23 protein-coding genes are annotated in these 24593 nt (G+C 44.2%); 22 read left to right on the top strand and 1 reads right to left on the bottom strand.

Annotated features, from left to right (window positions below; all coding sequences use genetic code 11):
* Positions 1-92 precede the first annotated feature (92 nt).
* From JXR81_03570 to JXR81_03660, 19 genes are all read left to right on the top strand, one after another.
* A complete protein-coding gene (locus JXR81_03570) occupies positions 93-1313 on the top strand; it encodes an ammonium transporter (protein MBN2753929.1) in 1221 nt (406 codons plus the stop codon).
* A 15-nt stretch (positions 1314-1328) separates the two neighbouring features.
* Positions 1329-1670: a P-II family nitrogen regulator gene (locus tag JXR81_03575; GenBank protein MBN2753930.1), complete on the top strand. Its 342-nt coding sequence runs from the start codon at positions 1329-1331 to the stop codon at positions 1668-1670.
* 509 nt (positions 1671-2179) lie between these two features.
* Positions 2180-3004, top strand: coding sequence for a nitrogenase iron protein (gene nifH / locus JXR81_03580; GenBank protein MBN2753931.1), 825 nt, complete (start codon positions 2180-2182; stop codon positions 3002-3004).
* 23 nt (positions 3005-3027) lie between these two features.
* Positions 3028-3378, top strand: coding sequence for a P-II family nitrogen regulator (locus JXR81_03585; protein MBN2753932.1), 351 nt, complete (start codon positions 3028-3030; stop codon positions 3376-3378).
* Between the two features lie 2 nt (positions 3379-3380).
* A complete protein-coding gene (locus JXR81_03590) occupies positions 3381-3761 on the top strand; it encodes a P-II family nitrogen regulator (GenBank protein ID MBN2753933.1) in 381 nt (126 codons plus the stop codon).
* A gap of 39 nt (positions 3762-3800) precedes the next feature.
* A complete protein-coding gene (gene nifD, locus JXR81_03595) occupies positions 3801-5438 on the top strand; it encodes a nitrogenase molybdenum-iron protein alpha chain (GenBank protein ID MBN2753934.1) in 1638 nt (545 codons plus the stop codon).
* A gap of 25 nt (positions 5439-5463) precedes the next feature.
* Positions 5464-6831: a nitrogenase molybdenum-iron protein subunit beta gene (gene nifK, locus JXR81_03600; GenBank protein ID MBN2753935.1), complete on the top strand. Its 1368-nt coding sequence runs from the start codon at positions 5464-5466 to the stop codon at positions 6829-6831.
* A 34-nt stretch (positions 6832-6865) separates the two neighbouring features.
* The gene (gene nifE / locus JXR81_03605; GenBank protein ID MBN2753936.1) at positions 6866-8239 is read left to right on the top strand and encodes a nitrogenase iron-molybdenum cofactor biosynthesis protein NifE; all 1374 of its coding nucleotides are present in this window, start codon (positions 6866-6868) and stop codon (positions 8237-8239) included.
* On the top strand, positions 8236-9591 hold the full coding sequence (locus tag JXR81_03610; protein MBN2753937.1) for a nitrogenase: 1356 nt from the start codon (positions 8236-8238) through the stop codon (positions 9589-9591). The genes nifE and JXR81_03610 overlap by 4 nt, the downstream gene beginning before the upstream one ends.
* A 14-nt stretch (positions 9592-9605) precedes the next feature.
* Entirely contained in the window at positions 9606-10922 is a 1317-nt protein-coding gene (nifB, locus tag JXR81_03615; protein ID MBN2753938.1) for a nitrogenase cofactor biosynthesis protein NifB, read from the top strand.
* A gap of 55 nt (positions 10923-10977) precedes the next feature.
* The gene (locus JXR81_03620) at positions 10978-11283 is read left to right on the top strand and encodes a (2Fe-2S) ferredoxin domain-containing protein (protein MBN2753939.1); all 306 of its coding nucleotides are present in this window, start codon (positions 10978-10980) and stop codon (positions 11281-11283) included.
* Positions 11284-11307: 24 nt separating this feature from the next.
* Positions 11308-12492 (top strand): putative sulfate/molybdate transporter, encoded by a 1185-nt coding sequence (locus tag JXR81_03625; GenBank protein ID MBN2753940.1) that lies wholly within the window; start codon positions 11308-11310, stop codon positions 12490-12492.
* Entirely contained in the window at positions 12489-12926 is a 438-nt protein-coding gene (locus JXR81_03630) for a hypothetical protein (GenBank protein ID MBN2753941.1), read from the top strand. Before JXR81_03625 ends, JXR81_03630 begins: the two co-directional genes overlap by 4 nt.
* Positions 12907-14487 (top strand): 2-isopropylmalate synthase, encoded by a 1581-nt coding sequence (locus JXR81_03635; protein MBN2753942.1) that lies wholly within the window; start codon positions 12907-12909, stop codon positions 14485-14487. The genes JXR81_03630 and JXR81_03635 overlap by 20 nt, the downstream gene beginning before the upstream one ends.
* Positions 14477-14929 carry a GNAT family N-acetyltransferase gene (locus JXR81_03640; GenBank protein MBN2753943.1) on the top strand — a complete coding sequence of 151 codons (453 nt, stop codon included), beginning with the start codon at positions 14477-14479 and terminating at the stop codon, positions 14927-14929. The genes JXR81_03635 and JXR81_03640 overlap by 11 nt, the downstream gene beginning before the upstream one ends.
* A gap of 220 nt (positions 14930-15149) precedes the next feature.
* Positions 15150-16712, top strand: coding sequence for a sigma 54-interacting transcriptional regulator (locus JXR81_03645; GenBank protein MBN2753944.1), 1563 nt, complete (start codon positions 15150-15152; stop codon positions 16710-16712).
* 414 nt (positions 16713-17126) lie between these two features.
* On the top strand, positions 17127-17807 hold the full coding sequence (locus tag JXR81_03650; GenBank protein ID MBN2753945.1) for a hypothetical protein: 681 nt from the start codon (positions 17127-17129) through the stop codon (positions 17805-17807).
* A gap of 89 nt (positions 17808-17896) precedes the next feature.
* Positions 17897-19225, top strand: coding sequence for an ammonium transporter (locus JXR81_03655; GenBank protein ID MBN2753946.1), 1329 nt, complete (start codon positions 17897-17899; stop codon positions 19223-19225).
* Between the two features lie 11 nt (positions 19226-19236).
* On the top strand, positions 19237-19575 hold the full coding sequence (locus tag JXR81_03660; GenBank protein MBN2753947.1) for a P-II family nitrogen regulator: 339 nt from the start codon (positions 19237-19239) through the stop codon (positions 19573-19575).
* A gap of 449 nt (positions 19576-20024) precedes the next feature.
* Here JXR81_03660 and JXR81_03665 read toward each other — a convergent pair whose 3' ends face one another.
* Positions 20025-20285 (bottom strand): LapA family protein, encoded by a 261-nt coding sequence (locus tag JXR81_03665; protein ID MBN2753948.1) that lies wholly within the window; start codon positions 20283-20285, stop codon positions 20025-20027.
* A 434-nt stretch (positions 20286-20719) separates the two neighbouring features.
* On the opposite strand from JXR81_03665, the gene JXR81_03670 reads away from it, so the two are divergent.
* From JXR81_03670 to JXR81_03680, 3 genes are all read left to right on the top strand, one after another.
* A complete protein-coding gene (locus tag JXR81_03670; protein MBN2753949.1) occupies positions 20720-21667 on the top strand; it encodes a hypothetical protein in 948 nt (315 codons plus the stop codon).
* A 103-nt stretch (positions 21668-21770) separates the two neighbouring features.
* Positions 21771-23054, top strand: coding sequence for a GAF domain-containing sensor histidine kinase (locus JXR81_03675; GenBank protein ID MBN2753950.1), 1284 nt, complete (start codon positions 21771-21773; stop codon positions 23052-23054).
* A 276-nt stretch (positions 23055-23330) separates the two neighbouring features.
* On the top strand, positions 23331-24500 hold the full coding sequence (locus JXR81_03680; protein MBN2753951.1) for a PD40 domain-containing protein: 1170 nt from the start codon (positions 23331-23333) through the stop codon (positions 24498-24500).
* Positions 24501-24593: the final 93 nt, after the last annotated feature.

Raw genomic sequence — 24593 nt, forward strand, 5'->3', positions numbered from 1 at the left:
GAGAAAATAAAATGAAAAAGCTAATTGGGTTTATCACGGCAGCGCTTGGGTTGTTCAGCATTCCCGCGTTCGCGGAAGAAGCCGTGCCTGCCATAAGCGCCGGCGACACCGCATGGGTGCTTGTAAGCGCGGCGCTTGTAATGCTTATGACTCCGGCACTGGGGTTCTTTTACGGCGGAATGGTAAGAAAGAAAAATGTGTTAAGCGTTCTTATGAAGGCGTTTATAACGCTTGCGGTTATAAGCCTTCAGTGGGTAATAATCGGATACAGTTTAAGTTTCGGAGAAGGCGGTAAATTTATAGGCGGCTTCCAGCACTTTATGTTAAACGGTGTGGGGCAGGAAGGCAGCAATTACGCTTCCAACATTCCCGGCCTTGCGTTTATGATTTTCCAGGCAATGTTCGCCATAATCACTCCGGCTCTGATCTTTGGAGCTTTTGTTGAAAGGATAAAATTCTCTTCTTTCCTTTTATTTACGGTTCTGTGGTCCACGTTTATCTATGACCCTGTATGCCACTGGGTATGGGGAAAGGGCGGTTGGTTAGGTGCCATGGGCGCGCTTGATTTTGCGGGCGGCACGGTTGTTCACATAAACGCTGGTATCGCGGCATTGGTTACAGCTCTTGTAATAGGAAAAAGAAAAAATACCGGTACGCTTGGGCCTATACCGCACAACATGCCTTTTACGGTTCTTGGCGCGGGGCTTTTATGGTTCGGCTGGTTCGGGTTTAACGCGGGTTCCGCTCTTGGCGCTAACGGCCTTGCGGCAAACGCTTTTGTGGTAACAAACACGGCTGCAGCAGCTGCGGCTTTAACATGGGCTGTAATTGAATGGTTCTACAGCGGCAAACCGACTGTGCTTGGCACAGTATCGGGCGCTGTGGCGGGGCTTGTGGCAATAACACCTGCTTCGGGGTTTGTGGATGTGACCGGCGCGATTATTATAGGCGCGGCTGTGGCAGGAGTTTGTTTTGTGGCAGTCAGCATAGTAAAAGGAATATTCAAGTACGACGATTCGCTTGACGCTTTCGGAGTGCACGGTGTGGGCGGAATGGTGGGCGCGCTTTTAACAGGCGTGCTTGCAAATCCGGCTGTTAACGCGCTTGGCACAGGCACAATGTTCGGCAATCCAAAGCAGTTTATGATTCAGTTAATTTCGGTTGTAGCAACAATGGCTTACAGTTTTGTGGGAACGTTTGTAATCTTTAAGTTAATAGATTTAACCATGGGTGTAAGGATAAAAGAGAAAGACGAAAATATCGGGGTTGACCTGTCCGAGCACAATGAAAGGGCATACACACTGATTGAATAACAAAAGGAGGATGATATGAAACTGATAATAGCGATAATTCAGCCGTACAGGCTGGAAGAAGTAAAACAGGCGCTTTACAAAAAAGACATAAATCTTATGACTGTAAGCGAAGTGCTTGGCCACGGCAGGCAGATGGGCGTAAACGAAGTTTACCGCGGAATAAGGGAAACCGGAAACCTTCTCCGCAAGCTGCGCCTGGAAATAGCAGTGAATGACAAATTTGTAGAACCGGCTGTTGAAGCGATAGTAGCCGGCGCTAAGACAGGCGAGACCGGCGACGGGAAAATATTTATTCTTCCTCTGGAAGAGTGCGTAAGGATAAGGACAGAAGAAAAAGGAACCAAAGCTATAGGATAATTATGTAGAAAAATTAAAAACGGCAAGGGGAAACCCTTCTCCTAAAGTGACTACTGCCCTTTGCCGTTAAATAAAAAAACCGCGGGTGTTAAAACCGCGGTTTTTTTATTTTTATACATCAAAATTTTTTATAATAAAAACTCACGCGCAATTTACGGTGTGATTAATATTGTCTGTGTGCCGCGCTATTCTTCCGGCCTTTGGTTCTTTTTCTGTGTGCTATACTTGCCGGCTGTCCGGTATTTTGTTTTTCTAATTTTTACTTTTCGTGCTTACATTCCTGCAGAATTTCTGCGATTCCAAGCCGTTTCTTTATGTCATTCTTAAAATACCACATTAAAGTATTTTTTATTTCTCGTATTACACAAATGTAGGATTGCGGATTAATTAAATTGTTTTTTTTGATATAAAAGCCAGCAAAATAGGGGTTTTTATATTTGTTGTATATGGCACGATAAATGCTATTTACAGTTATGTGGTTTAAAATTCGTTTAAGAAGGAGCGGAGAAATGAGGAAAATAGCGATTTATGGAAAAGGCGGTATCGGGAAATCCACTACCACCCAGAATACTGTGGCGGGATTGGCCGAGATGGGGAAAAAAGTAATGGTCGTGGGATGTGACCCAAAAGCAGATTCAACAAGGCTGCTGCTTGGCGGGCTGCATCAGGAAACTGTTCTGGATACGTTAAGGAATGAAGGGGAAGATGTAGAACTTGAAGATATACGCAAGCCGGGATACAGAAACACTATCTGCGTGGAATCCGGGGGCCCGGAGCCGGGAGTGGGATGCGCCGGACGGGGAATAATCACTTCAATTAATCTCCTGGAACAGCTTGGTGCTTACGCGCCGTCGGAAGCGCTTGATTATGTTTTCTATGACGTTTTGGGTGATGTGGTATGCGGCGGTTTTGCAATGCCGATACGCGAAGGAAAGGCGGAAGAAATATACATTGTATGTTCCGGCGAAATGATGGCAATGTACGCGGCCAATAATATATGCAAGGGTATTGTGAAGTTTGCCGAAGGTGGAAGCGTCCGCCTGGGAGGGATAATATGCAACAGCCGCAAGGTGGACAATGAGCTGGCAATGATGGATGCTTTTGCCCAGAAACTTGGCACACAGCTTATTCATTTTGTGCCGCGCGATAACATGGTGCAGAAAGCCGAAATAAACAGAAAGACTGTAATAGAGTTTGATCCGGAGCATGTGCAGGCGGAAGAATACAGACGGCTTGCTAAAAAAATTGACGGAAACAAAATGCTTGTAGTTCCAAAGCCCATGAACACCGAAGAACTTGAAGCGCTGCTGATAGCGTATGGAATAGCAAATTAAAAAAATCCTAAGGAGGTTTTACGATGTTAAAAATTAAAGCGATAATAAGGCCGGAAAAAACCGATGCGGTGCTGGAAGCGCTTATGGAAGCGGGCTATCCGGCGGTAACAAAGTTAAATGTGGTGGGGCGCGGCAAGCAGCGCGGGATTAAGATTGGAGAAGTTACTTATGATGAAATACCAAAAGAAATGTTAATCATGGTAATGCCGGACAAGGACAAGGATTTCATTCTTAAAATCATAATGGATACGGCAAGGACCGGCACAAAGGGTTCTTTTGGCGACGGCAAGATATTTGTTTCAAAAGTGGAGGAAGTCTACACCGTAAGCTCCGGCATAAAGGAAGCGGATGCCGAAACGGTAAAAGGAGCCTGATTATGAAAGAAGTTATGGCTATAGTCCGGATGAATATGATGAATAAGACCAAAAAAGCGCTTAGCGAAGCCGGTATAAGTTCTATGACTGCCAGGGATGTTCTGGGTCGTGGAAAAGGTATGGTGGATTTTAAAGCTTTAAGCGGTGCTGAAAAAGGTTATGAAGAGGCAATTTCTCAGCTTGGGCAAAGCCAGCGCCTGATACCAAAAAGGATGCTTATAACTGTTATTCCTAACAAACTTGTAAAGACAGCGGTAGAGACCATAATAACTGTAAATAAAACAGGCAAGTCCGGAGATGGAAAAATATTTGTGTCAGATGTTTTGAATGCTTACAGGGTAAGAACCGCGGAAGACGGCGACGCGGTTTTGGACGAAATTTAGAAATGACGCCGGCGCCAAATGACAAAAAGGAGAATCATAATGGAAAAGAAACCTGAGCTTAAACCTGAAGAAGCGGCTATGGAACTTGTGGCTTGTTTTCCCGCGAAAGTCGCCAGGAAGAGGTCAAAACAGATAGTCATAAATGAAGTCGGTCCGGAAGAACAGGTTCCGGAAGTTATGGCTAATGTAAGGACTATCCCCGGAATAATTACCATGAGGGGCTGTTCTTACGCCGGATGCAAAGGTGTTGTACTTGGGCCTACAAGGGATATTCTGCAGATTACCCACGGCCCTATAGGCTGCGGATTCTACAGCTGGGCGACAAGAAGGAATCAGACCAGGCCGGCTACAGGGGAAGATACAAATTTTATGCCTTACGCGCTGTCTACGGATATGCAGGAAGAGCAGATAATATTCGGCGGCGAAAAGAAACTTAAAAAAGCCATAGAAGAAGCCATAGCGTTGTTTAATCCAAAGGCAATCGGTATATTTTCAACCTGTCCGGTTGGTTTAATCGGCGATGATGTCCATTCTGTAGCCAGGGAAATGGAAGCGAAATATCCCGGCATCAATATATTTGGTTTTTCCTGTGAAGGGTATAAAGGTGTCAGCCAGTCGGCGGGGCATCATGTTGCCAATAATAAGGTTTTTACCGATGTGGTGGGTTTAATTGACGAACCCAAGGAAGGCAAATATAAGGTTAATTTACTTGGTGAATATAACATTGGCGGAGATGCTTTTGAAATAGAGAGGATATTTGAAAAGGCCGGCCTGACGCTGCACTCTTCTTTCAGCGGAAATTCCGTATATGAAGAGTTTGCCAGCGCGCACACCGCCGACCTTAATGTGGTTATGTGCCACAGGTCAATTAATTATCTTGCCGAGATGATGGAAAAAAAGTACGGGATACCGTGGTTCAAGGTCAATTTTATAGGCGCTGAAGCTTCCGCGAAATCACTGCGTAAGATAGCGGAATACTACGGCGATAAGGAACTGATGGATAAAGTGGAAGAAGTTATCGCTGAAGAAATGAAAGAGGTTGCGCGGGTGCGTGATGATGTGGCGTCCAGATGCGCGGGCAAGACTGCCATGATGTTTGTAGGCGGTTCGCGCGCCCACCATTATCAGGATATTTTTAAAGAAATTGGAATGAAGACAATAGCCGCGGGATATGAGTTTGCCCACCGCGACGATTACGAGGGGCGCAAGGTTATTCCGTCAATTAAAGTGGATGCCGACAGCCGCAATATAGAGGAACTGAAAGTTACAGCGGATCCGGAAAAATACAGGGACAGGCTTACGGAAGCGGACAGAAAGCGCCTTGGAGATGAGTTTAAATTCAAGAATTATGAAGGCATGATGCCCGATATGGATCCGAAGACGCTGGTTATAGACGACCTTAATCATCACGAAATGGAAGTGCTTATAGAAAAATTTCATCCGGATATATTCTGTGCCGGAGTTAAGGAAAAATACGTGGTCCAGAAATATGGAATCCCCATGAAACAGCTTCACAGCTATGATTACGGCGGGCCTTATGCGGGATTTCAGGGCGCTATAAATTTTTACAGGGATATCGACAAAATGATAAATACAAAAGTCTGGTCCCTGGTAAAAGCGCCATGGGATGACAGTCCGGAATTAACCGCGACATACGCGTGCGACCAGGCAGTATAAATTAAATTCTACAGGAGGCTCTATCATGTTACTTAGGCATACACCAAAAGAAATAAAGGAAAGGTCGGCTTTAACGGTAAATCCGGCAAAGACATGCCAGCCTGTCGGCGCCATGTACGCCGCGCTGGGAGTACATAAATGCCTGCCGCACAGCCATGGTTCGCAGGGCTGCTGCGCGTATCACAGAAGCGCGCTTACCAGACACTATAAAGAACCTGTAATGGCAGGCACAAGTTCTTTTACTGAAGGGGCATCAGTTTTTGGAGGGCAGGCCAATCTGCTGGAGGCTATTAACAATATTTTTACAATATATAATCCCGATGTAATAGCTGTTCACACAACCTGCCTGTCAGAGACTATCGGCGACGATCTGACGCAAATAACCAATAAAGCCAAGGAAGAAGGAAAGGTGCCTGACGGCAAATATGTGATAAAAGCAAATACGCCAAGTTATGTGGGGTCGCATGTCACGGGGTTTGCCAATATGGTGAAAGGGATTGTGGACGCTTTCCCGGTAAATACCGGACATAAAACAAACACAATAAATATAATTCCGGGGTATGTGGAGCCTTCGGATATGTCAGAAATTAAAAGGATTGCTTCGGAAATGGGGATTAAAACAATCGTGTTTCCGGATACTTCAAACGTATTAAATGGGCCGCAGACCGGAAAATATGATATGTACCCGTCCGGCGGCACAAAGATACCAGACCTGATAAAAGCCGGGGATTCGAAAGCCACAATAGCTCTGGGCCCTATCGCGTCGGGTCCGGCCGCAAAAGCGCTTGATACAAAATGCAAAGTCCCGTGTGAAATTTTAAAGCTTCCTATTGGAATAAAGGCCACGGACGAGTTTGTTGACAGGCTTAGAATCCTGGGCGGGGTAAGTGTTTCCGAAGAGATAAAGACAGAAAGAGGGCAGGCAGTGGATGTTATCACTGACATGCAGCAGTATTTTGCCGGGAAAAAAGCGGCGCTTATAGGCGACCCGGACCAGATGGTTTCTTTGGCAGGATTTCTGACTGATATCGGAATGAAGGTCAGACATGTGGTGACCGGCACATCGGGAAAAAAGTTTGAAAAAAGAATTAGAGAAGCAGCCGGGGAAGATGTAAACGTTAAAGAAGGCGGGGATTATTTTTACTTCCACCAGCTGATTAAAAATGAAAAAGTGGATTTGATTTTAGGAAATTCCTACTCTAAATATATCTCGCGCGATGAGGATATCCCGCTTATCAGATTTGGTTTTCCCATATATGACAGGGTGGGACACCAGTATAACCCATGCGTAGGCTATCGCGGGGCGATGAGGCTTCTGGAAAATATCTTAAACGCGCTGCTTGACAGGCAGGACAGGGATGCGCTTGAAGAAAAGTTTGAACTGGTTATGTAAGGCGGTAAAATAATGTAACAATGGAGTTCACGCCGTGGAAAAACTTAAAATACTTGAAGGACGCAGAGGCCAGGTTTTTGAAAAGGGCAAAGATGCCTTTAAGTTAAATTGCGGTGTGAAGAGCACTTCCGGTGCGGTAAGCCAGCGCGCCTGTGTTTTTTGCGGTTCCAGGGTGGTGCTTTACCCTATAACGGACGCGCTTCATCTGGTCCACGGCCCAATAGGCTGCGCGGCCTATACCTGGGATATACGCGGATCTATGTCGTCCGGACCGGTGATTAACCGGCACAGTTTTTCCACGGACTTAAGGGAAATAGACGTGATTTACGGCGGCGCGGAAAAACTTTATAAAGCGGCATCGCAGCTGATTGACAAACATAAACCGGAAGCGGCTTTTATATACTCCACCTGTATCGTGGGGCTTATTGGAGATGATGTTGAAGCTGTCTGTAAAAAACTTTCTGAAGAAAAAAAGATACCGGTTATTAATGTTGATTCTGCCGGATTTAAAGGTACAAAGAAAGACGGTTATAAAGCCGCGTGTGAATCAATAGCAAAACTTGTGGGCACCGGTGATATATCAATGATTGCGCCTTACAGTATAAATATTCTTGGGGAATTTAACCTTGCGGGAGAGGCGTGGATTATTAAGGATTATTATACCCGTATGGGTGTCAACGTGAATGCCGTAATTACCGGCGACGGAAGGGTCGCGGACTTAAAACGGGCCCATGGCGCGGCTTTGAATGTTGTACAGTGCGCCGGCTCCATGACTTATCTTGCGGAAATAATGAAAAAAAAATACAACATCCCTTTTATCAGGGTATCTTATTTTGGGCTTGATGACATGACCTCTGCTTTGTATGATGTCGCGGCTTTTTTTGAAAAAAACCCGGAAATAAATGAGCGCGCCGGGATGGTTGTAAAAGATGAAATGGACGCCATTATGCCGGGGCTGCTAAGGTACAGAAAAGCGCTTAGCGGTAAAAAAGCGGCGCTATATGTGGGAGGGGCGTTTAAGGCGTTCTCGCTTATAAAGGCCTTAAGGGTATTGGGCATGGATGTGGTGCTTGCCGGTTCCCAGACGGGAAATAAAGAAGACTACGAGGACCTTAAAAAAATATGTGATGACGGCGCGATAATTATAGATGACGCGAACCCGCAGGAACTGTCACGGTATATAACGGAAAAAAAAGCGGATGTGCTTATAGGAGGCGTTAAAGAAAGGCCCATCGCCTATAAAATTGGAATAGGCTTCTGCGACCATAATCACGAAAGAAAAATTCCGCTTGCCGGATATGCGGGAATGCTGAATTTTGCCGGGGAAGTGTATTCGTCTGTTATGAGCCCGGTATGGAAACTGGTTCTAAGAAATGATACTTTCGGACAGAAAAGGAGCAGACCATGAAAACTAAAGAAGCGCCTGCAGCTGTTACAAATGCCTGCAAATTATGTTCCCCTCTTGGAGCGGTGCTGGCTTTTAAAGGGATAGAGGGTGCTGTATGCATTCTGCACGGCTCGCAGGGCTGTGCCACTTACATAAGGCGGTACATGATAAGCCACTATAAGGAACCTCTTGATGTGGCATCGTCAAGTTTTTCTGAAGACACAGCCATTTTTGGCGGATCTTTTACTTTAATGCAGGGTCTGGATAATCTTATAAAACAATACAGGCCCGCGCTTATCGGCGTGGCCACTACCTGCCTTTCAGAGACCATAGGCGATGATGCGGGGCGCATATTGCATGACTATAAAAAAGAAAGGGCAGGGCAGGGCCTGCCTGTGCTGATAAAAGTTTCCACTGCCGCTTATAAAGGTACGCATGCCGACGGGTTTGTATCGGCGGTCAGGGAAACGGTGGAAGCGCTTGCGAAAAAAGGGACAAAAAATGATTCCGTGAATATATTTCCGGGAATGCTCTCCCCGGAAGATCTGCGCAATATAAAAGAAACAGCTGAAGTTTTTGGCCTGCGGTATACCTTGTTTCCGGATTACTCTGAAACTTTGGACGCCGGGCAGTGGGGCGGATACGAACTTCTTCCGCCGGGCGGTACGCCGCTTGAAGCGCTGACAGATACTGCAAATGCGGCTGTCACAATTGAACTGGGTAATTCTGCCGGACAGGGTGAGACAGCGGGAAAATACCTGCAAAAAGAATTCGGGGTAAAAAGGGCGTCACTGCCCGTGCCTATCGGCGTAAAGGCCACAGATTTGTTTATGGAAGAGCTTGAAAAAGCCGCAGGCAAGCAGATCCCGGATAAATATCTGAAAGAACGCGGCAGGCTTATAGATTCATATGTGGACGGCCATAAATATGTTTTTGGCGTAAAAGCTGCTGTTTTTGGCGAAGAAGACCTTGTGGTTTCCATGGCTGCTTTTCTTGATGAAATAGGAATGATACCTTCTGTATGCGCGTCAGGCGCGCCGGCGGGAAAACTTGAAAATCTTCTGCGTGAAGCCATTCCTGATTTTGATGCAAAGGAAATAACGGTGCTTGAAGACGCGGATTTTGAATTGATAGAACAGGCTGTAAAAAAAATATCACCTAAAATTATGATAGGCAGCAGCAAAGGGTACAAAATTTCAAGAAAACTGAACATACCGCTGGTCAGGTGCGGGTTTCCCGTGCATGACAGGGCGGGCGGAGCGCGTATCGCTCACGTGCTGTATAAAGGCAGCCAGCAGCTTTTTGACCGGATAGTAAATAAACTGCTTGAAGACGCGCAGGAGAATTCCGCGGCCGGCTTCAGCTATATGTAAAAAGGAGGCACGTTATGTCTATCGACTTAAGTTCACACCCGTGTTTTGACCCGAAAGCAAGGCATAAATACGGCAGGATACATCTGCCTGTTGCCCCCCGCTGCAATGTGCAGTGTAATTTCTGTTCAAGGGATTTTGACTGTGTTAATGAAAGCAGGCCTGGGGTTACAAGCGGTATCCTCCTGCCGGAACAGGCTGTTGAATATCTGGATAAGCTGATGGCGCGTAAAAAAAATATATCGGTGGTGGGAATAGCCGGGCCTGGGGATCCCTTTGCGAATCCCCAAGAGACACTGGAAACCTTAAAACTTGTGCGCGAGAAATATCCGGAAATTCTTCTATGCCTTGCCACAAACGGGCTGAACATACTGCCATACATTGAAGAGTTAAAAAACTACAACATAAGCCACGTAACAATTACGATAAGCGCGGTGGATCCGGAAATCATAAAAAAAATATATGCCTGGTACCGTTACGATAAAAGGGTTCATAACGGTGCAGAAGGGGCGCCTCTTATACTTTCGCGCCAGCTGGAGGCCGTCAGGCAGCTTAAAGCAGCTGGTATAACGGTAAAAATAAATACAATTGTGCTGCCGGGAATAAATGAAAAACATATAGCCGAAGTGGCCCGGGTGGCGGCTGAAAACGGAGCGGATGTTCAAAACTGTATTCCATGTTTCAGAAATACCGGTACGCCTTTTGAAAATATAATACCGCCCACGCCGGAGGAAATGGCAGCTATACGAATGGAAGCCGGAAAATTTATAAAACAGATGTCACATTGTGCCAGATGCAGGGCCGACGCGGCAGGGCTTCTTGGGGAAGCAATGGATCCCGAAGACACGGCAGACCTGAAAATTTCCGCGGAAGGGCAGGGCTGTTCGGGCAGTTATATAGATAACAGCCGGATTGAAAAAGCTGTCTATGAAAGTTTAAAGGCCAGGCCGTATGTCGCTGCTGCAAGCAGGGAAGGGGTGTTTATCAATGCCCACCTTGGAGAGGCCATGTCGTTTATGATTCTTGGAAAAGATGGTGACGGCGGCGTCAAACTTATAGAAATAAGAAACTCCCCGGAATCAGGCGGGGGAATACTCCGCTGGAAGGAGCTTGGCGCTTTGCTTTCCGACTGCGGCGCGGTTTTTGTAAGCGGCGTAGGAGCCAAGCCTATGTACACTCTTATGGCGATGGGGACATATGCGCTTGTATCCGAAGGGCTGGTAATAGACGCGGCTGCCGCGGCGCTGTACGGAAAACCGCTTAAAGGGGTATTAAAAATTCAGAAGAGCCGCTGCGGACAATCATGCGCGGGAACCGGCGGCGGATGCGGATAGCGGGAAGGAAAGGCATGGCGGTAAATCGGTTTACAAAAATAATGGAGGAACAAAAATGCAAAAACCGGACCATCACATCTTAGTATGCTGTAGTTTCAGAACTTCAGGGGCGCCGCAGGGCGTCTGCAATAAAAAAGACGCGCCTCAGCTTCTGGGTTATCTGGAAAATGAGATAGCGGACAGAGGGCTTGCCGTGCAGGTATCAAGTACGGGCTGCCTTAAAGTCTGCGACCGCGGCCCTGCCATGGTAATTTACCCTGACAATATCTGGTACGGAGGAATTGAAAGCACAGATTCAATAGACGAGATACTGGATGCGCTTGAAGAAGGAAAACCAGCGGATAAATATGTCATAGCTTAAAAGCGGCTGGAGGGAGGTAATATTATGAAAAACCCGGTAAAGTTTTTTAGTGAAAGAATCAGGTTTGACAGAAACGAATTTTTAGGAGCGTTTGGCGACATAGGAACTTCCCTGCCGCTTCTTGTTGCTGTCATTGCCGCATCGGGAATAGACGGCGCAAAAGCGTTTATAATGTTTGGACTGATACAGATGGTAACTGCTATTATTTACGGTGTACCCATGTCTATCCAGCCGTTAAAAGCTGTGGCTATGCTTGTGATTGCGCAAAAACTTTCCGGGAATATTATTTTTGGAGCGGGATTGTCTATAGGGATAGTGATGCTGTTTCTTACCCTGACAGGCGTGTTGGAGAAAATCGGAAAAATACTTCCGGCAACGGTCATAAGGGGCATTCAGTTTGGATTGGGGATACAGCTTGCCACTACCGCTTTAAAAGTATACATACCATCAGAAGGAATTCCCGGTTATGTGCTTGCGGGCACCTGTGCCATAATAGGTTTTGTGCTTTTAGGCAACAGAAAATATCCGCCCGCGCTGCTGCTTATAATAACAGGGATTATTTATGCTGTCATAAGCGGTAAAAGTGGTGCAGCTTTATTAAAACCGGAAACGGTGTCCGGCCTGTTATATATCCCGAAGACAGCGGACATAATTGCAGGGTTCCTTCTGCTTGCCATTCCACAGATACCCTTGTCACTGGGGAACTCCATATATGCTACTGAAAAACTGGCAAATGAATATTTCCCTGAAAAGAAGATTACGTCCCGTAAGATTGGGATGACATATTCAATTATGAACATCATCAATCCGTTTTTGGGGGGGCTGCCTGTATGCCACGGTTCCGGAGGTATGGCAGGGCATTATGCTTTTGGCGCAAGGACAGGAGGTTCGGTTTTTATTTATGGCCTTATCATATTTGCAGCCGGAATCATGGGGGGGGACGGAATGTCCGGGTTTATAGCAATGTTTCCTAAACCGGTGCTTGGAGCGATACTTTTTTTTGAAGCTATTGCGCTGATGTCGCTTGCAAGAAATTACGCGCAGGAAAAAAATTCATTTTCTGTAATTTTATTAACGGGAACCATAGCCGCGGCTGTGCCATACGGCTATGTAACAGGAATGATATGCGGGACGCTGCTGCATAATTTCTATATGTCACAGAATACAATACAACAGGGCGTTAAAACTGAAAAGGCGGCGGCAAAATGATACAGACAGAAAAGGATGCATGTATCTCTTACTATAAAGAAGGGCTGCAGTTTTACAAAGCCGCAACAAAGCCCGGCAAGAAACGGATATTTACCCCTGTTTTGCTTTATAACCTGGCATGTATGTCCATAGAAAAATTTTTTATGGCTTTTTTCTTTTTTAATAAGAGCATGCCTGACAACCATACTATGAAAGATTTAGTTGAGAGCGCCGCGAAAATCAGCGATATCAGCGGTGCGCTTAAAGATAACATGCTGTTTCTGGATGGGTTCCAGGATATCTGTCCGGTGCACGCGGTCAATACTGTTCAACCGCAGGAAAAGGATATGTTAAGGACAATTGAAACTCTTGACATGGTAAAAGATTTTGTTGATGGCGTGTTGAAAATAACGGCGGAAAAGACGGGTGCGTTTTATGAAAATAACAATACTTGATACCACGTTAAGGGACGGTGAGCAGTCCCCGGGGATGGCACTGGCGCTGGAAGACAAGCTGAGTATTGCTTTAATGCTTGAAGCTGCGGGTGTGGATATAATAGAAGCCGGATTTCCGGCGGCTTCAGAGAGCGATTTTGAAGCTGTTAAAATAATTGCGGGCGCCGTAAAGAATTCGGCGGTCTGCGCGTTTGCCAGGGTACTGGAAAAAGATATTGAAAAAGCAGCCGGGGCGGTTAAACAGGCCGTAAAAAAACACATACACCTGTCAATTGCCACATCACCTATTCACAGGCAGAATAAACTTAAAATGAGCCGCGAAGAAGTGATAAAAAAAGCGGTGGACGCGGTGTTATTCGCGAAAACAATGTGTGACACAGTTGAAATCGGGGCGGAAGACGCGACAAGGACAGAGCCGGAATTCTTATGCGATTTTTTTTCCGCGGTCACCGAAGCCGGAGCAGTAACAATAAATATAGCGGACACGGCAGGGTACGCGCTTCCGGGCACCTTTGCCGGACTTACAGCGTATATTCTTAAAAATGTCCCGAAGGCAGCGTCCGGGGAGGCTGTCATAAGCGTGCATTGCCACAACGATCTTGGGCTTGCGCTTATAAATACACTTGCCGGAATTTCCGCGGGAGCCGCACAGGCGGAAGTAACGTTAATGGGCATAGGTGAGCGCGCGGGAAACGCAGCGCTTGAAGAAATGGCCGCGGTGTTAAAGGTTAGAAAAGATGTGTTCTCCGGATTTCAGACGGGGATAAATAATAAAATTCTGATACCCGCCTGCGAAATGCTCTCTTCAATAGAAGGTATTGTTCCGGGAATAACAAAGCCGCTTTTTGGCCGTAACTCTTTTTCTCACAGTTCGGGAATGCATCAGGACGGCATGTTAAAAAATAAACAGGCGTATGAAATTATTAATCCCGCAGATTTTGGCGGAGGGGAAACGGAAATACTTTTAAGCAGGCACTCCGGCAGAAAAGGCGTATCCTTAATAATAGAAGAACTTATAGGAATTCTTCCTATGCAGGGGGATATGGCTAAAGTAATGGCTGCTTTTGAAGCCGCGTCAAAGAGGGAAAAAACAGTTTCTTTCACGGAGCTTCTGTACATTTTAAGGGATAAGGGATTATATGACGGGGTTTTATATTCAATTCTGAAAGTTTCGGTGGAAAAAAGCAGAAAAAAAGGCCGTTTCAGCGCAAGGGTGGATTTAAAAGTAAATGAAGCAAATTGTCACGGCTTCATTGGGGAAGATGATAATCCTTTTAAAGCTCTTTTTATGGCGCTTGACAGTGCCATGCCCTGGGGGATTGTTATTAAAAATTACTCTTATGGAATGTTTGGTTCGGAAGATAAACTTTCGGCAAGCGCTGTAATAAAGGCAAAAGCGGTAGGGAAAACTGTCAGGGCGGAATCGTACAACTGTGATATATACAGGGCTATTGCAGGGGCATATGCGGACATTGCGAATTATTCCGCGGCGATTTCAAAAAAGTATTCATACGATGTGCCTGAAAATATAAAAGAAGAAGGGATAGTTTATGGAATATGAATTTCTGGTAAGAAGGGCCGGGTTATCAGACATGCAGGTGCTGGTGGATTTTGTGGAAGCGCTTTTTTTAATTGAAAAGAATTTCAGAACAGGCAGAAAGAACCATGAAAACGGGCTGCTTGAAATCATATGCGGCGGCAGAGGGGCTGTGTTTCTGGCGGAATGTAACGGCAAAGCCGCGGGAATGGCCACTGCACAGATTGTTATATCCACCTCGGCCGGAGGGGTTTCGCTTCTGGTGGAGGATGTATTTGTGGCTGAACAATACAGGGGCAAGGGAGCCGGAAGACTGCTGATGGATGAAGTAAAAAGGTGGGGGTTAAAAAATGGAGCTTTAAGAATGCAGCTTGTAGCTGATAAAACCAACAAATATGTAATAGATTTCTATAAAAAACTTGGATGGGAAGAAAGTATCATGATGGGTTTGTATTACAATTTTTAATCTGTAATCGGAAAATCATTAAAACCTGCCGGATAAAATGATTTTGATTTTAAAAAACTGATGATTAACAATTAATCACATCCGGCGCGGGTTTATTCTTCTTCTATGTGTAAAACCCCATATAAGTAAGGTTAAAAGCAAAGTTGTTTTCAGATAAGAAGCAGGCATGATTATTGCTTATTTGTTTTCTGTTAAAACTGTGCGTATAAGGGAGCTGCTTATGTATTATCATGTGGTTATTGAAAATCTGCTGTATGAAATCAGTCAGATTGTTGTTGAAAATAAGCCGTTAAAAGAGATGCTTGAGATGGTATTATTAAAAACCGCGGAAAAACTTGGCATGAAACGCGGAATGATAGCAATTCTTGACAGAAAAACAAATGAAATAATGATAAGGGCGGCTTACGGGCTTTCCAATATATGGATGGAAAAAGGAAGGTACAAGGTAGGCGAAGGCATTACGGGGCAGGTGGTGGAAAGCGGGGAAACGGTCTTTGTGGCCAATATAGCCAGCGAACCAAAATTTTTAAATAAAACAGGAATCTGGAAAAAAGATGACGGGGAAGGGCTGTCATTTTTATGTATTCCGGTCAAAAGCGGCTGTGAGGTATTAGGAACCATAGCTTTTGATAAAAAGTATGTTAATTTAAAAGACGCTGAAAGCGATATAAAGGTGCTGACAATAATAAGCGCAATGATAACCCAGGCCATGAGGCTTTATCAGGCGGAACACGAGGAAAAGGCCGCCCTTATTGAAGAAAATGAAAGGCTTCAGACGGAATTAAAGAGCAGGTTTAAACCTGCCAATATCATAGGCACATCAAAAGCCATGATGGATGTCTTTACTATGGTGGAAAAAGTGGCATCAACCAATTCGTCTGTTCTTATACTGGGCGAAAGCGGTGTAGGCAAGGAACTGATAGCACAGGAGATTCACTACAACAGTAAAAGGGCGGACAAACCATTTATAAAATTTAATTGTGCCGCGCTTCCGGAGAGCCTTGCGGAAACAGAGCTGTTTGGCTGTGAAAAAGGCGCGTATACAGGGGCGTATCAGTCGCGTAGAGGGCGGTTTGAATCCGCTGACAGCGGTACTTTATTCTTAGATGAAATAGGAGAACTTGGACCATCTGTACAGTCAAAATTTTTAAGGGTACTGCAGGAAAGAGAGTTTGAAAAAGTGGGCGGAAATAACACGGTTAAAGTGGATATAAGGATAATAGCGGCCACCAATAAGGATCTTGCCGAAGAGGTAAAAAATAAAACTTTCAGGGAAGATTTATACTACAGGCTAAGCGTGTTTCCGATAATTGTTCCGCCGTTAAGAGAGCGCAAAACAGATATTCCCATGCTGGCGGATTATTTTATAGATAAGTATTCAAAGATGAACGCAAAGAGTATAAAACGCATCTCCTCTACGGCCATAGATCTGCTTGTAGCTTACCATTGGCCGGGAAATGTGCGTGAATTGGAAAACTGTGTAGAACGCGCTGTAATACTTTCAAATGACGGGGTGATACACGCTTATCATTTGCCGCCAACCCTGCAGACGGATAAGTCCAGTAAAACCGCGTATTCAGGGACGCTTCAAAAAGCGGTGGGGATAGTAGAGCATGAAATGATAGTGGAAAAGCTAAAAGCAGCGGAAGGAAACATGGCGTTGGCGGCTAAAGAACTTGGTTTAACCGAACGTATTATGGGGTTGAGGATGAAAAAGTACGGCATAGATTACCGTCTGTACAGAAAAGTTGTAAGAAATAAAAAATTGAAAAAAACCGGCTGACCGCCTGAAAATATTCAGGGTGTTATGCTGTTTTTTTCCATATGTCCGGCCTTCTATCCCCGGTGTGTTTCAACGTACCTGGCGCTTTTAGGGCATTGTTTTGTTTTTATGTTCTAAAAACAACTTCCGCAGGCTTTTGTATCCGCCAAAGAGTTTTAATTGCTGCGATGGGCGCGAAAGGCCTGCGTCTAACAAAGTTTTGAATAAACCGGAAGCAGATAACAAATAATGGTTAAATATTAATCAAATATTCAATAAGTGGTTAAAATTTGACCTGCGAGAATTTGATTTGTAAAAAAAGTGCTTAAAATAAGCATTAAATGGTGGTTAAAATTGTGGCACGACTTATGCTAATTAAGGGTTATGGCACGGATGTCATGAACCCGGGTCAAAAAAACTTCAAGGAGGACTAAGATGAAAAAAATTCTCGCGGTTATGGTTCTTGTACTTTCGCTGTTTTCTTTTTCAGCAGTTGCGGCAGATTTAAGCGGTAACATTTATACGGCAGGTGTTTCAAAGTATTTATGGAGAGGCCAGCAGTTAAGCGAAGGGTTTGCGGTTCAGCCCGGTTTTAATTTAAACCTTGGTAATTTATCATTCGGATATTGGGGCAGTTATGATATCGAAGCGGGACAATACAGTGAAAGTGATTATACTTTCAGTTTCAGCGAATCTCTTCCCGGCCTTGACATTATAAGCCTGGGAGCAGGTTTTACGGTTTACACTTTCCCATACGCGGATCCGGCAGCTAACAATGACACAGAAGTATTCGGAACAGTATCAGCAGATGTTGTTACATCGCCTTATGTAAAGTTTTTTTATGACCCTACATTTGGAGCGGGCGGGTATCTTGAAGCCGGAATATCATACAGCGTTGAACTGGAAGCGTTTGAACCTTATGCTTCTGTCACAGGCGGATACAATTTTGGACAGTGGGGCTATGAAGCATCCGCATCAGTAGTGCTTGGCACTATTGGCGTAACATACACACTTGATAAGTTCAGCGCAACCCTGTCAGGTTCTTATCAGCTTGCTCTTGATGCTCAGTACGAGAACGACGGTTTTGGAACTTTAAGTGTTGACTACGGCTTCTAATACAAATAATTGGAATAAAATTTGAGTAAGAAAGGAGAACTAAAATGAGCAAACTTATCTTTAAGCTCACCCGCAGGATTTTTCCGGCGATGGCTTTAATCCTTGCGGCATCCGCCTCTATCTTCGCGGATGAAGCATCAATGGCCGGAGATATTGCGGGAATAGCAAAGTCTATAGATTTTGTATGGCTGCTTGTAGCCGCTTTCCTGGTGTTCTTTATGCAGGCGGGTTTTGCAATGGTAGAATCGGGTTTGACACGCGCTAAAAACGCGGGAAATATTCTGATGAAGAATATCATGGATTTTTCACTGGGTTCTGTGGCGTTCTTCGCGGTAGGTTTCGGTATAATGTTCGGAACCTCTCATTCGGGATTGTTTGGAACGGACAACTTTTTTCTAAGCAAAGTACTTCCCGGTGCCGATGATTCGGGATGGCAGTATGCGTTCTGGCTATTTCAGTGTGTCTTTGCTGGAACGGCGGCAACAATCGTATCAGGAGCAATGGCCGAACGTACTAAATTTGTAGGTTACCTTGTCTATTCTTTTGTAATCACCCTGTTAATTTACCCGGTAGTGGGACACTGGGCATGGGGCGGCGGATGGCTTAGCAAGCTTGGGTTCATAGATTTTGCCGGTTCCACAGTTGTTCATTCTGTCGGCGCATGGGCGGCTTTAATGGGCGCTATCGTTCTTGGGCCTAGGATAGGAAAATACGATGCGCTTGGAAGACCTAAGGCTATCAAGGGGCATAACATTCCTCTTGCCACACTTGGCGTATTCATCCTGTGGTTCGGCTGGTTCGGTTTCAATCCGGGAAGCACGCTTTCCGGCAATGCACGCGGCATCGGTATGATAGCGATGAACACATCGCTGGCAGCCGCGGCAGGCGCGATAGTGGCGATGTTTTTTGTATGGATACTGTTCGGCAAACCGGATGTTTCAATGACGTTAAATGGCGCGCTGGCAGGACTTGTAGCAATAACGGCGCCATGCGCATCGGTTTCGCCTGCAAGTGCAATAATTATCGGAGCAATAGCGGGGATCATAGTTGTGCTTTCAGTCGAACTGCTTGATAAAGTCTTAAAGATAGATGACCCGGTTGGTGCCGTATCTGTTCACGGCGCATGCGGGGTATTCGGCACTCTTGCTGTCGGGCTTTTCTCGGAAGTTTCTTATGCCACTCTTGGCGGAGCTGCAGCGGTTAACGGGCTGTTTTTTGGCGGCGGACTTGCACAGTTTAAGATACAGGCAATAGGCGTTCTTGCGGTTATGGCATGGGTTGTTGTAACAGCGCTTGCTCTCTTCATTATTATAAAGTACACGATTGGACTTAGGGTCAGCCGTGAAGAAGAATTGAAGGGCCTGGACATTCCGGAACACGGAAGCGAAGCATATTCCGGCCTTCAGATCCTGGATTGAGGAGGAAAACCATGAAACTAATAGTTGCTTTAATTCAGCCTTACAAACTTGAAGATGTAAAGAGTGCTCTTTTTAAAGCGGAAGTGTCTAAGATCACTGTAATACCGGCTCTGGGCGCAGGCCAGCAGAAAGGCTACTCTGAAAGCTATAGAGGCGTAGTAACAGAAATAAACCTTATGAAAAAGACAAGGATAGAGATAGCCGTTAACGAAGATTTCGTTGACAAAACCGTTGATGCGATAATTGAAGGCGCTTATACGGGAAAAGTGGGAGACGGAAAGATATTTATAACGGATCTGGTGGATGTGATAAGGATTAGGACAAGGGAAAAAGGCAAAAAGGCTATTTAGCACTTAACTAAACTAAGTGTTAAGTTTTATAAGATAAAGGCGGCAGATGCTCTGCCGCCTTTATCCTTTTTCCGTGTAAGTGTATTTAAAGTTTTGTTGTTTAATTATCCGGCAGTCATTTCCTTTCCGGGCTGCTGTGTTTGAATTTGTTTTTGTATGGGCCGGTGCTTGAATTTGGTTATGGTTTATTCAGCTTCCTATTTATAATGCCGATGGAAGAGTGCGTAAGGATAAGGACAGAAGAAAAAGGAAGTAAGGCGATAGGTTAGTTTTCAGATAAATTAAAGCGGCAAAGGGAAAGCTTCTCCTGCTTCACTGCCTCCCTTTGCCGCTGTTTTATTTTATGGGGTATATTTTTTCTGTCATGTCTTAGTTAAATCTCAGGCGTAATAACCGCTTATAAAACGTAAGTTTTCAGCTTTTTTTGACTGACAGTTATACCTGTGGTTTTAATTAAAGTTATTATTATCCGTTTTTTCGGGAATTACCGTGTTTTTATCTTTGGGTTCCGCGGGTTTTTTGTTCATCTTTTTAATCCACAGGGCTATTGCCGCGGAAAACGCGCCGGTAATGAAGAAAAACAGGATTATTATGGATAAAGACGCATCAAATTTCCAGAAAAGGAAAGATACAGAGACTACTGCCGCGTTCTGTACGGCAAAGACAAGCAACAACGCGAATGTAAATAGAATTGCAAGATATCCAAACATATATAACCCCCTTGAAGTTTAACCGCGGTTTCTCAGCTGCGGTTTATATTTAGCCGCAAAAACACGCTGTAAAAATACACTATTTTTTACTTTTAAAGTATAACAGAGCGAGTTTTATATATCAAACTTTTGTTATTTTTATTTAAAAATATGAATAAAGAAAATACGTTAATATTTTTTCCGGTTTTATTTTAAACCGTTTTGATTGTTCGGTTTAAAATGTCTCTTTAGATTATATGGATACGGCCTTTTGAATAAATCCCGTTTAAAGGTGATATAATGATATAGCAATAAGATTGAAGGGCGCGTTATGCCTGATAAAGTAAAAAGTTTTTCAAAGCGCAGGGCTGCAGCGGTTAAAATAAATTTTTATATTTCTTGATGGCGGTAAGTTTTTATATATAATAATCAAAATGCAAAATAGGTGATTAAATATGAAAAATGTTTTCTTTGTGAGTTTATTGTTTTTTTTTACAGCCGGGATTTGTTCCTGTGAAAAAGCGGCAATTCCTTCTGCCGCGGCGCCGGATGATGTAAAACAGCATATAAGCTCGCTTACCGGATTAAGCGGGTTTTCGATAACAAAGCAGTTTGTTACCGGTTTTGAAGCTATAAGTGATTTTGACTCTTTTTATATAGTGCCTGACGGTTATCTTGGAACAACATATCACAGCCTGACCAATTCGTCAAAACACGGCGGTTCATATTCGCACTTTGCTTTTATAAACGGAAGCAATTCTGTCACGCCGTATTTAAACACAAATCACAGGGGATATCCCACGATACAGCTTTATAAAACGCAGGGCGCGTTTCAGGGAGCTGTGTTCTGTGAATTTTACGTAAAACTGAATATTACACTTACCGCGTCAGCGGATATGGAATGGTTTTCTTTTGCCACGCTTACATCATACGGTGATGATTACTGGAGCCGTACAGTCCTTGTAAATCTTGATTATAATAACATTGTAAGGCTTATGCATATGCCTGCTCAGGGGCAAAGCGTCTGTGACATATATCAGACTGATACGGTTACATTTCCGATGAATGAATGGGTGAAGCTTTCTATACTGCTTGACTATACTTCGGATAATGAATATCTAAGCCCGTATGCCAAGGTATGGCAGAATGATGTTCTGGTATCGGGCGCAAGGTTTAATCCGCGTGTTGACCCGTCAACCATTGATACTGGATGGTGGCCGGACTGCCTTACAAGCCCGGTTTTGTGGGCGCCGTCAGACGGAATTGAGGCTGCTGAATCACGGTGCGGATTGAATTATACGGCAGGGCTGGCACAGGCGCATTTTGGAATGTACGCTCCGCCGCTGTTAACAGGCGGGGAAGTCTGGAATGATGATCTTGTGATATACGAAATTACAAGGTGATTTTCGTCCATGGAAGTATAATCTTATAAATTGAATAATTTTTATTGCCGGAACTTTTTACCGATAGTGTATAATAATTAAGAAGTGTTTACCGGAGGTATCAATGAAAAACGAAACCAAAGCAGCTGTCACAGTCAGAGGGGCGGTTTCACCCGCGCTTATTTCAATCACGGACAAAAACAAACCTGCAATTACTGATGCTGTAATTCAGAAATGGCAGAACATTCTTGATGTATTGATAAAGGTCTTTGAAGTGCCGTCCAGCCTTATAATGAAAATTGAAGAAAATGCGATTGCTGTTTTTCTGAAAGGGACCCATAAAGATAACCCTTATGAAGTAAGTGAAAGCGCCAAACTGGGTGAAGGCCTGTATTGCGAGACCGTCCTTGGCCGTGATAAACCGCTTGTTGTACAGGACGCTTTAAATGACCCTGTCTGGCGTGATAATCCGGACGTAAAGTTAAAAATGATATCCTATCTTGGATTTCCCATAAAGTGGCCGGATAAAACTTTTTTTGGAACCATTTGTATACTTGATAATAAAGCGAATGAATACAGCAAAAAATTTATTGATGTAATGAATGTGTTTAAAGAAACCATAGAACAGGACCTTCAGTTGATTATTGAAAATAAGATGCTTAATGACCTTGACACTCTTAAAACTGATTTCACGAATATGATGAATCATGAACTTAGAACCCCTCTTGTTTCCATGAAAGGCGCCGCAAAATTGTTATTAAAGGGAACCGCTGGGCTTTTGAATGATAAACAGGCGGAACTTGTCAGTATTATTTCTGTGAATACTGAAAGGCAGATAAGGCTTGTGAATGAAATGCTGGATATGTCAAGAATTGAAGCGGGGTACTATAAGATACAGCCTGAAAAACGCAACTTGGCAGAGCTGGTTGACGAAGCGGCAGGAACTGTTATCGGACAGGCTGTTGACCGGGGGAATACAATAGTAAAAAATATAGATTTAAAAAAGGCGGAATGGAACCTGGATGGCGATGGATTTGTACATATACTTTCAAATCTGCTAAGTAACGCGCTTAAGTTTTCCCCAAAAGGGGCACAAGTGGTTATTACCGTAAAAGACGGTGACAGGAAAATTATGCCTGTTCCCGAAAAAGAAGCGGAAAAAATAAAAAAAGAAGGTTTTATGCTGCTGGTTTCCGTGAAGGATACGGGAATAGGCATTTCATCGGCAGACCTGCCGGTTATATTTGATAAATACAGGCAGGTTGGTGTAAATGACAGTAATATAAAAGGAAGCGGGCTTGGCCTCTATCTGGCGCGGATGATAGCGGAGGCCCACGAAGGCGTTATATGGGCGGAATCTGAACCGGGCAAAGGGACAGAGATAAAAATATTATTTCCGGAATTATAAAAAAACAAAGCTGACTGACAATTTCTTTATTCCTGTGTTTTTATCTGTATAAGCCTAAAATAATCCGGAAGTAATCGCAGAAAGGGTTCTGCTTGTGCTAATGGGGAGAAGTGTTGGCAGCATGAATTCTACGGAGTGTTTCTATACCGTATATTATATTTATGAAAGTTATGATATGAGTTAATACCGCGCGTAAATTTCACTTTTTTTGCGGCTGCATAAAGTGTTATAATTTATTTTATTAATTAATATAGGACAAAAAAAGGCGGCCGGCGGATGAAAAAAATACTATTAATTGTATCAGTGTTTGTTTTAGCGGCAGTGTTTACGGGATGCGCGCAGATAAAAGGGATTTTTACAACGGACAGCCTTAAGGGGCTTATTGTTTACGCGGGGGTTGAAGGGGACGGCAACGGGACTTTTATTTATGCAATATCGCCTGACGGGAAATGGAAAAAAAGGCTGACAACAGGCGTACGCAGCGATAATTATCCCGCGGTTTCGCCTGACGGCAAAAGCGTGGTTTTTTCATCGGCTGATGAAAAATATAAAAACCGTTTATATATAATGGACAGCGACGGTGGCAAAATCCGGGAGATTGCGTCAACAGAACACGACGCGGAGCTTGCTTCGTGGTCGCCGGACGGCAAGCGTATTGCTTTTTTAGACAGGGATTCCGATCATGTAACTTCAATTTATGTAATTAACAGTAATGGCACAGGCCTGAAAAAGATAGTTTCGGATTGCGCGCATCATGATGATTATCAGTACGTTCCTGAATGGAGCGCTGACGGGAAATACATACTATATAATAAAATTAACACGGATGATAAAGACGGCAATATGCCGGAGTGTCTGTATCTTGTAAATACCGACGGCAGCGGTGAAAAACTGCTTGCGGGAAATGATAATACGCGCATAGACGGGTGCTTTTCTCCTGACGAAAAAAAAGTGGCATATTATATGGAAAGAAAGGAAATGGATTATAACCGTTTTGACAATACGGGAATATTTATAATGAATTTCGACGGCACCGGCGAAACTTATCTTGCTTCCGGATACAGGCCTGTGTGGTCTCCTGACGGAACCTATATCGCGTTTACTGCCGGAAATCTTAATCTGACAAACTGCATTTTATTGATGTACCCGGACGGAACAAGCCCAAAAGGTAGTCAGGCTGAAGATAACGCGGATTCTGAAGAATATGAAGATGAAGAAGGAAATGATGATGAAGGCGAAGACGAATCTTCGTATTTACGGATAACCTTTGACGATGTCAACGGGGTAAAAGACCCTGTGTGGTCGCCGGACAGCAAGAAGATAGCGTATGTTACGGAAACAACAGAAATCGCCGAAGGCGCGTTATGGGTGGCAGATGTTTCCGGCAATTCCCAGATGGCAATAGCAAAAAACGTGCTTGGCAGAAGCAGGCCAAGCTGGAGATAAAAGGTAATAAATAATCTACTATTTGTGTATTGAAAATAATCCAATAGATTATAAACTATACATAAATAGTTGACATATATTGATTTTTTAACC

This window comes from Candidatus Goldiibacteriota bacterium (assembly GCA_016937715.1).
Taxonomy (GTDB): domain Bacteria; phylum Oederibacteriota; class PGYV01; order PGYV01; family PGYV01; genus PGYV01.